This window comes from Citrobacter sp. Res13-Sevr-PEB04-36 (assembly GCF_015672735.1).
Taxonomy (GTDB): domain Bacteria; phylum Pseudomonadota; class Gammaproteobacteria; order Enterobacterales; family Enterobacteriaceae; genus Citrobacter.
The window spans coordinates 24,495-34,097 of the sequence record NZ_JADABY010000052.1 but is presented as its reverse complement, the minus strand read 5'-3'; the positions used below and the strand labels follow the sequence as shown (position 1 = coordinate 34,097).

3 protein-coding genes are annotated in these 9,603 nt (G+C 53.6%); 2 read left to right on the top strand and 1 reads right to left on the bottom strand.

Features of this window, described 5'->3' with window-relative positions; all coding sequences use genetic code 11:
• The first annotated feature begins 21 nt into the window (after positions 1–21).
• Positions 22–7,155, top strand: a complete 7,134-nt coding sequence (locus IMQ48_RS15595) for an Ig-like domain-containing protein (RefSeq protein ID WP_370551864.1) — start codon at positions 22–24, stop codon at positions 7,153–7,155.
• Positions 7,156–7,220: 65 nt separating this feature from the next.
• Complete coding sequence (locus IMQ48_RS15590) at positions 7,221–7,502, top strand: hypothetical protein (protein WP_230326438.1); 282 nt, start codon at positions 7,221–7,223, stop codon at positions 7,500–7,502.
• 154 nt (positions 7,503–7,656) lie between these two features.
• On the opposite strand, the gene IMQ48_RS15585 is transcribed toward IMQ48_RS15590, so the two are convergent.
• Positions 7,657–9,594 carry an EAL domain-containing protein gene (locus IMQ48_RS15585; RefSeq protein ID WP_196209766.1) on the bottom strand — a complete coding sequence of 646 codons (1,938 nt, stop codon included), beginning with the start codon at positions 9,592–9,594 and terminating at the stop codon, positions 7,657–7,659.
• Positions 9,595–9,603: the final 9 nt, after the last annotated feature.

Here is a 9,603-nt window from a genome sequence, read left to right as displayed (position 1 = left end):
TTTGCGGACAACCGTGGCAACGTGCTGAAAGACGTTGAGGTGCACGCCACCGTCGTCTCACAGGATACGGCAGGTAACGAGGCGGTGGCGATCAGCACCCACACCGTACATCTCGATAACTACGCTGAAAACGGGGTGGATATCCGTCCGGTGGCCACGGATGACGTGGTCAACGCCACAGAAAACCGTATGCCGACAATGATCAGCGGCAAGGTGGGTGGACCGGACGCCCGGGCGGGCGATGTGGTGACCGTCAGCGTGCAGGGACAGACATTTACCGGCACGGTGGTCGATATTAACGGTCATCTGGGCTACGACGTGGCGGTCCCGGCGGGCACGCTGCTGGCCGGCCGTAACGGGGTGGTGGTGACGGTGGTCAGCCACGATAAGGCGGGGAATGAGGTCACCGCGCTGGATCACCGCACCGTGACGCTGGACACCGAGGCGCACAACGCCCTGACCATTGATGATGTGACGGCGGATAACACCCTGAACCGCAGCGAACTGTATATGCGTCATCAGGTGGTGACCGGCACCGTCAGCGGGGAGGATGCCCGGGCGGGTGACCGGGTGGATCTGGTCATCAACGGCCACGACTACCACGGGCGGGTGATCGACCTGGGCAACGGCAGCCTGGGCTACCGCATCGCGGTGGACTCCGCCGCCTTTGCGGACAACCTCGGTAACGTGCTGAAAGACGCTGAGGTGCACGCCACCGTCGTCTCACAGGATACGGCAGGTAACGAGGCGGTGGCGGTCAGCACCCACACCGTACATCTCGACAACTACGCCGAAAACCAGGTGCATATTGATAAAGTGGCCGTCGATGACATTATCAATATTAAAGAGTTTTCAGAAAACGGCGGCGTTACGCATATCACCGGGAGAGTGACCGGTATTGACGCGAAAGAAGGCGATGCGGTGACGCTGGAGCTGAAAGGCGGATATACCATTACGACGACGGTGATTGCGCTGGCAGGTGGTGGGTTGGGTTATAGCTTCCCGGTGAACACCCATATGTTGCTAACGCATCCGGAGATTAACGTTACCGTGACCTCAACCGATGCGGCAGGTAACAGCGTCACCCATAGCGAGTCAAAAGCTATCGACTCGGATATGTACACGCAGTCGTATATCACGATTGAGGCGGTGACTGACGATAACGTCATTAATATTAAAGAGTCCACGGAAAACAACGGTCAGACGAAGATCAGCGGCACGGTGAGCGGAGATGCAAAACTGCATGACTCCGTTGAGCTGATGATTGATGGTCATCGGTACTCTGGTTTTGTCGAAGCATTGCCTGGCGGGAATCTGGGGTATCACATCCTGGTGGATACCCATTCGCTGGTTAACGATCCGGTGATTCATGCCCGCATCAACACCACCGATGATCACGGTAACGAAAGCACCGCCACGACAGAACGTACTGTCGGAGTCGATCTCAATGCCAGCGCCAGTATCGGCATTGATACCGTGGCAGGTGACGACATTATCAGTCATGCCGAATCTCTGCTGAACACGACGACTATTACAGGACCGGTTGGTGGCGATGCGAAACCTGGCGATGTTGTGACCTTAACGTTCAACAACCAGACCTGGCAGGGTAGCGTGGTGGTGCTGGCGAACGGCACGTTAGGCTACAGCATTCCGGTGAGCACCAAAAACCTGCCTGATGGTATCGATCAGAATGTGCATGTTTCAATCTCCACCGTCGATGACCACGGGAACCCGTCAACGGTGACCCACGATCATACTGTGCATATCGACCTGCATGCGGATGCGAAAATTACCATCGATAAGGTGACTGACGATAATGTGCTAAACCACTTTGAACTGGATAAGCCTAAACAGTTGGTGAGCGGTACGGTGGGCGGCGATGCACAGGTCGGTGATGCGGTGACCATTGAGATTAATGGTCACACGTTTACCGGCAAGGTTATCGACCTGGGTGGGGGTAAGCTAGGCTATCAAATTCCAGTTGATTCGACTGCATTCAACAATAACCAGGGTAATCAAGATAAAAATGTCACCTTTACGGCAACGGTGACTTCCCACGATGCGGTGGGTAATGAAGTCACCATCGGCACTTCCCACACTGTTCATATCGACAACCATGCAAGGGCAGGGATCACTGTTGATACCGTAGCAGGTGACGATGTGCTCAATGGTACAGAGGCCGCTCGACATACTACCGAGGTGATGGGGACCGTTTCTGGAGATGTGAAGTCAGGCGATAAGGTGCAGATCATCGTCAACGGGCATACCTACAATACAACCGTACAGCACTTACCTGAACATAATGGCGCACTGGGTTATAAACTGGATGTTCTGACCCGCGATCTGCTTAAAGACCCTCATATCATTGCCCAGGTCAATGGCGTGGATGCTCCACACAATATTCAGCATGTGCAGACGCCTCACGATATGACGGTGGATCTGCACGCGAAGGCGATGCTGTCTATCGATCCTGTCACCGGTGACAACCAGGTGAACGGTGATGAATCTCATCAACCGTTTACCTGGGTAACCGGAAAAGTGGCGGGGGATGTCCATATCAATGATGTGGTATATCTGACGGTGAAAGGCCATGTCCTGAGCGGGAAAGTTGTCGATCTGGGCGGCGGAGTTCTCGGGTATAGCATTAAAGTCAGCACAGCTGATTTGCTGGCCGACCCGCACTTAACCGCTACCGTCAGCACCACCGATGCGGCTGGCAACGTGGCGAAAGCGGATGCTGAAACGACGGTGATTATTGATACGCGTGTCGACGCAGCAATCAAGATTGATACGGTAACGCCGGATAACACGCTTAACCGCGATGAGCAAATGCAGGGCCATACGCTGGTCAGCGGCACGGTTACCGGCGAAGTGCATCCGGGCGATCCGCTGGTAATGACGATCAACGGACAGACCTATACCGGGGTGGTGGAAGACCTCGGCGGTAATAAAATGGGCTTCCATATTCCCGTCGCGACAGCCGATCTGATCGCCAGCCCACATATCGACGTGTCGATGGATGTCACCGATGCGGCGCAAAACCATGCGCATATTACGGCACACCATAACGTGGGGCTGGATGACAAAGCGTTCGCTGCAATCACCATCGATCCCGTCACTGGGGATAATACTCTGAACGGCAGTGAACTGCTGAAAACGACAACCCAGGTGAGTGGTACGGTGGGCGGTGACGCGAAGGTGGGCGATATTGTTCATCTGAATATCGGTGGACATTCGGTGGAGACCAAAGTGATCTCGCTGCCAAATTTGGCTGGCACATTGGGCTATAGCGTCGATGTGGCCACCCAGTGGTTGCAGCATGATCCGAATATTACCGCCACCATTACCGCAACCGACCCGCATGGTAACAGCGCCACGGCGCAGGCGCAGGATGCCCTGAAGGTTGACGATCATGCTGATGCTATTGTTCATATTGATCCGATCGTTACGGCGGATCATGATTCTGTCATCAACTATAACGAGGCGCATAACCCGCTGACAACCGTCACCGGGACGGTGGGCGGTGATGTACTGGTGGGTGATTGGGTTGAGCTGACCGTCAACAATCAGGTCTACTATGCCCAAGTACAGGACAGCAACGGACAGCATACCTTCAGCGCGGATGTTTCCACGTTGGATCTACTACTGGACCCGAATATCCATGCGAAAGTATCGGCCACTGACGCGGCAGGTAACGTGGCATATGGGCATGATGACCGTCCGGTAGTGATTGATACCCATGCCGATGCCAGGATTACGATTGATTCAATGACCACCGGTTTATTGCCCAACATGACGACCCCGCAGGATCTTGCTCCGGGCAGAAAACCTGACTATGTGATTGTCACCGGACATGTTGACCCAGATGCTAAGTTGAATGATGAGGTGATTCTTATTGTTGGAAAGGGGGTCCGATATACAACTCATGTCATTGAATTACCAAACCACATTCTGGGTTTTCAGGCCTCAGTGAGCACGGGTGATCTCGGTGATAACGGTAATATCACCGTTTCGATTACCACGCATGATGATCATGGTAATACCGCGACGGCAACGGACCACAAACTGATTGATCTGCCATGGACTCACAATCAGGCTGTCAGTGGGAATACGCCGTATATCATGCATAACCCGCCAGCGATCACTACGCCACCAACCGGCACTGGAACGTCAGCGCCGCATCAGCCGCATGTTCATCTGACCGTTGATAAGGTGACGGGTGATGATGTGCTGAACCACGATGAAGCACAAAAAACCACCACGCCGGTGCGCGGGCGGGTGACGGGGGATGTGCATGCCAACGACGTTGTAACCGTCACGGTGAACGGCGTGGACTACCACGGCAAGGTATTTGCGATTCCGGGGCTTTCAGGCGAATTTGGCTACCAGGTTGATGTTCCCTCAAATGTGCTTCAGGCACACCCGACGTTTGATGTCTCTGTTACCGTTACCGAGGGCAATCTGACGGGAACGGATACGCAGCACAAGGTTATTAGCATCGACACCGATAACCCTATCACCATCAACATGAACCCTGTGGCCAGCGATGATGTCATCAATGGCAAAGAAGCGCTTACAGGCAAAACGATGATAACGGGTACGGTTAAAGGCGAAGGGTTACACGATGGCAGCGTGGTGTCCTTACAGGTCAATGGCAATACCTTAACCACCGTGGTGCATAACAATAATGGCACGCTGGAGTGGTCAAAAGAGGTCAGCATTAACGACCTGCGCACCAACCCGACTATCGTTGCGACCGTAACGGGCACCGATGCGGCCGGAAATACGGTTACCGGGTCGACGGACCGACATCTCATCGTCGATCTGAACGCCGATGCAGGGGTGACGATTGATAACATCACCGCTGATAACGTGCTCAACGCGCAGGAGTCTGATGTCACTGTGCATCCGACGACGACGGTGACGGGTTCCGTGACTGGTGATGTGAAGTCCGGCGATATCGTAACGCTGGAAGTGGACAATCATACCTACACCGCGACGGTTGATAACCAGCTGCATTATTCGGTGGATATCGACACCCAACACCTGAACGCCGACCACTCAATTGTGGCGAAAGTCACTGGTCATGACGTTCACGGTAACGATCAGGATGCCAGCTACACGAAGAACTTTACGCGTGATACCACGGCGACGGCGACGGTGACCATCAACACTGTCGGCGGCGACGATATCATTAATGCGGATGAAGTGCAGGCAGGCCAGGTTGAAGTCAGCGGCACCGTGGGCGGCGATGTGCACAAAGGCGATAAGGTGCATATCACCGTCAATAACGTGACGGTAGATGCCGACGTGATCGCGCTGCCGCATATGAATGGACAACTGGGCTACTCCGCGTTGGTGAGCACCATTGGCCTGCAAACCGATCCCACTATTTACGTTAGCGTGACGGGTGAAGATGCGGCGAAAAACACCCTGACTACGAGCAATCATAAACCGGTGACCATTGACACCAATGTGGTGGCAGAAATTCATCTGGATAAGGTTTCGGATGATGATGTGCTCAATAACGCGCAAACGAAACTTCAGCACACCAAAATCAGCGGCTATGTCACCGGTGATGTTGATGTTGGCGATCAGGTAACAATCAGGGTTGCCGGCAAAGACCTGGTGGCGAAAGTCACCAGCAGCGGCGGTAAGAAAGTGTTTAGCGTCGATGCCAGTACCGTGGATTTGGTCCATGACCAGAATATTACGGCACATGTGACCGCCCATGATGATGCGGGCAACCGTCAGGAAATCGATACTGCGAAAACCCTCACCATTGATCGGGAGGCGAAGGGGACGGTCGATATCGATAAGGTCACTGTTGACAACGTCCTGAACCAGCAGGAGCTGCAGGCGCTGAAAACGACAATTACCGGTACTGTCGGGGGGGATGCGCAGAAAGGCGATCCAGTAGTCTTAACGATTGGTAATCGTACTTTTAATGGTTCGGTAGACGTGCTGCCAGGCGGCAAGCTGGGCTATCAGATTGATGTGGATACCGATGTATTAAAAGCCAACACCAGTATTGATGCCAAAGTCACTGGTCATGATGCGCCCGGCAACCCGTTCAGTGTCCACATATCCCATTCTTACGTGGTTGATGATCATGCCGAAGGTACGATTGTCATCAATAACGGTATTGCAGGGGATAACGCGGTAAACCAAACGGAATCTCAACACGACACAGTTATTTCTGGCGTCGTTACCGGTGATGCGAAAATGGGGGATAGCGTCACCCTGACGGTGAACAGTTTCTCCACGACGGTGAAGGTGACACAGGATCCGCACAGTCATAAATTGGTTTATGCAGTTGCGGTACCGACCAGCGCGCTGAATGAAGGCGATAACGACGTTCAGGTGAAAACTACGGTTAAGGATGCGGCAGGTAACACGCTGGATGTGACCGATCATAAAACCGTGGTGCTGGATACCCACGCTGACGCCACTATCGTGGTGGATAAAATCACCGGCGATAACCATATTTCGCAGGCGGAGTCGCAGAACGCAATTACGCACCTTACCGGCAGTGTGAGCGGCGACGTGCATGATGGCGAGCACATTAAAGCGCTGGTCAATGGTCATCAGTACGATACGGTTATTCATCTGAATAATAACGAATTACGTTATGACTTTGCGGTGGATACGTCGACCTTACGCGCTGGTCATAACCGTGTGAGCGTGATGGTTGAGGCGAACGATAACCACGGCAATATCACGACACATGCGCAAATGGCTGATGTCACCATGGAAGATCATGCACCAGTGAAAGCGCATGCGGCAGACAAGGGACAGCACGCCGCAGCACAGCATGCGTTGCACAATCTGTTTGATGACAGCGCATTGTCTTTGTCATACGCGCCAGCGGCATCCGCGCACGGACAGGCGGCAGCCGTGCTGGGACCGGACGATAAAGCGAAGGCCGTGCTCGATAAAGTCGACCTGAGCGATCTGGCCCGCGAGCTGCATGAAGGGGTAGATATTGCGAAGTACATTCAAAGCGGCGGCGATCATCATCTGATTGCCAGCCCGGCGAAGGTTGCGCATGGCATTGACACGGCAGTCTCCACACCGTTGAGTAGCGACGTGCATGCGTCAACATACTCGCTGGATCACCTGATCGCCAAACCTGAGCAAAATCACTCTCACTAACGGAAGCTGACTGCCCTGTGCAAACGGGGCAGTCGCGTCACGACATATTAATCTAAGGCAACAAGATGAATGCTGTTCCACCTGATGAACACGGCGAATCGCAGAATAAGGCGGACGCCAACGGCACGGAAATCAACAACCAACAGTTCCTGGCCATGCTGCAAAAGAGTGACCTGGAGATGGTGCGCGTACTGGATGATTTGATTTACCTGCTGATGCGTAAAGGCGTGATTGCCATTACCGATCTGCCGCCGATGGCGCAGGTTAAATTAATGAATCGCGCGAACGCGCGTCAGGAACTCGGGGGATTAGAACAATTGCTCGGTAACGATGACCGAATTTTTTAACGGCAACAGACAGTCTGCACACAACGCAGAAAATACCCGGTGGTGCAGGCTTATCCGGTCGACAAAAATCATAACCATTTGATTTTGTAGACCGGATAAGCGAAGAATCGTCCGGCAAAAGCAAGCGAAACAAAGGCTCCCAGACTGCCTGCTCTCATCTCCGCGGCGCGGGCTCGCCCAACAGTTGTCCCATTGCGCCATCCACGCCCAACTCTTGTAACACTTTAAGTTCACCTGCGGTTTCCACGCGTTCGGCAATCAGCGGTAAATCAATACTGCGCGTGGCGTTACATAACACTTCAATAAACAAACGTTTATCTTTTTCTTTGTCAATATGGCGAATATAGCTGCTGTCGATTTTCAGATACGCCAGGCCCCACTGCGACAGATGGCCAATCATATCGAAGCGGCTACCGAAGTGTTGCAGGCCCAGCGAGCAGCGATGTTGACTCACCGCTTTAACGAACATTGCCATTTGATTTGGTCCAGGCAGCTGATTTTCATCCAGTTCGAGGATTAACTGACCGGCCAGCTTCGGTGCGTATTTCAGCGGATTTAACAGGTCAGAAATGGCGCCAGGGCTGGTTACTGAACTGCCCGAAATACTCAGTGCTACCTTAGCGGGGGCAGTTTTCAGCTGGTTTAAGGTCAGTTTTAACATGACCTTGTCCAGACGATGGCTCCAGCCAAAGCGGTGGATCCACGGCAGGAAACGACCGGCGTTAATGGTATTACCCTGCTCATCAACAATGCGCGACAGCACTTTGTAATGCAGGATTTTATCCGGCTGATGGCAGTCGACCACGGGTTGATATACCAGCTGGAATTGCTGGTTCTCCAGCGCGTGCTCCAGACGCACAAACCACAAATGCTGATCTTCGCTCACCGCTGTCACTTCTGTGGTCGGCACCACCTGATGGTCGGTATGTGTTTCCGCTTCAACCAGCAGGCGATCGGCTTGAATTAACAACGACTGCGCATTATCCCCGGCGCTGAAGGGCACCATGCTGCAGTAGGCGACGGGTTGTTGGTCTGACATCCCGGTGGCATAAAAGGCCGTCATTTTTTGTGTCAGCGAAGTGCGCAGCTCCAGCATTTCACCGTGCGTGACGCCGGGGCAGAGCAGGGCGAACTCGCCGCCCCGAATGCGGGCGAGCGTGCTATCAAGAGGCGCGTATTTGGTTCTATGCGCATTCAGCAGGTTGGCAATATTCAGCAACAGCTTATCGGTATGTGGTCCACCAAAACGCTGGTTCAGCCCCCCCAGATCCTGAATGCGGATCAACATCAAATAACCCGGCGCGGTATCGGCATCGCTCAGGCGCGCCTGCAGCTGCATATCGAACGCCCGGCGGTTGGCAATACCGGTCTGGCTGTCGAGATAGGCCTCATTGTGCAGTCGTTCGCTATAGATGGCCTGCTCTTCAAAGAGTGATTTCAACTTGGTGGCCATCAGGTTCATGGCGCCAACGACGCGGCGAAGTTCCGGTGTTTTTGGCAGTTCCTGTAACGTCAAAAATTCGCGACGGGTAATCGCTTCTGATTGTTTCGCCAGATAGTTGAGCGGGCGCAGCAGTTTACGCAGCAGCATAATGCCAGCGATCAGGCAGGCAAGGCTACAGGACAGCATCCACACCAGATTGCCGACGGTGCTGTTCCACAAACGTTGCACCGCAAAGATAGGATCGCTGGTGACTTCAACGCGAGCGGCCTGCTGCCAGCCGCGCATGATAGTCGCATTGCCCGTTTGCGGGACCACATCCACCAGATCAACAAACCAGCCGGGTACATCCGGGATCGACGCCGCCGCGTGGCGTTCCAGCATTGTTGAGCCGTTTGCCAGATCGATGATGCGGATTTTTTGGTAGTAGCCGCTATCAAAAATAGAGCTCACCATCAGCTCGATCATCGCCGGATCGTTGACGTTCGGCGTGAGCGAAACTCCCAGAGCCGTTGCTGCATCCTGGGCATGTGCCAGCAGCTGGTTGTTGTATTGATGGCGGGAGCTTTCCAGCGTCACAATAAAACTGCCGCTGAAGACAATCATCATGAAGAGAGAAATAGAAAAAAGTAACTGTTTAAAAAGTGACACTGGCGATCC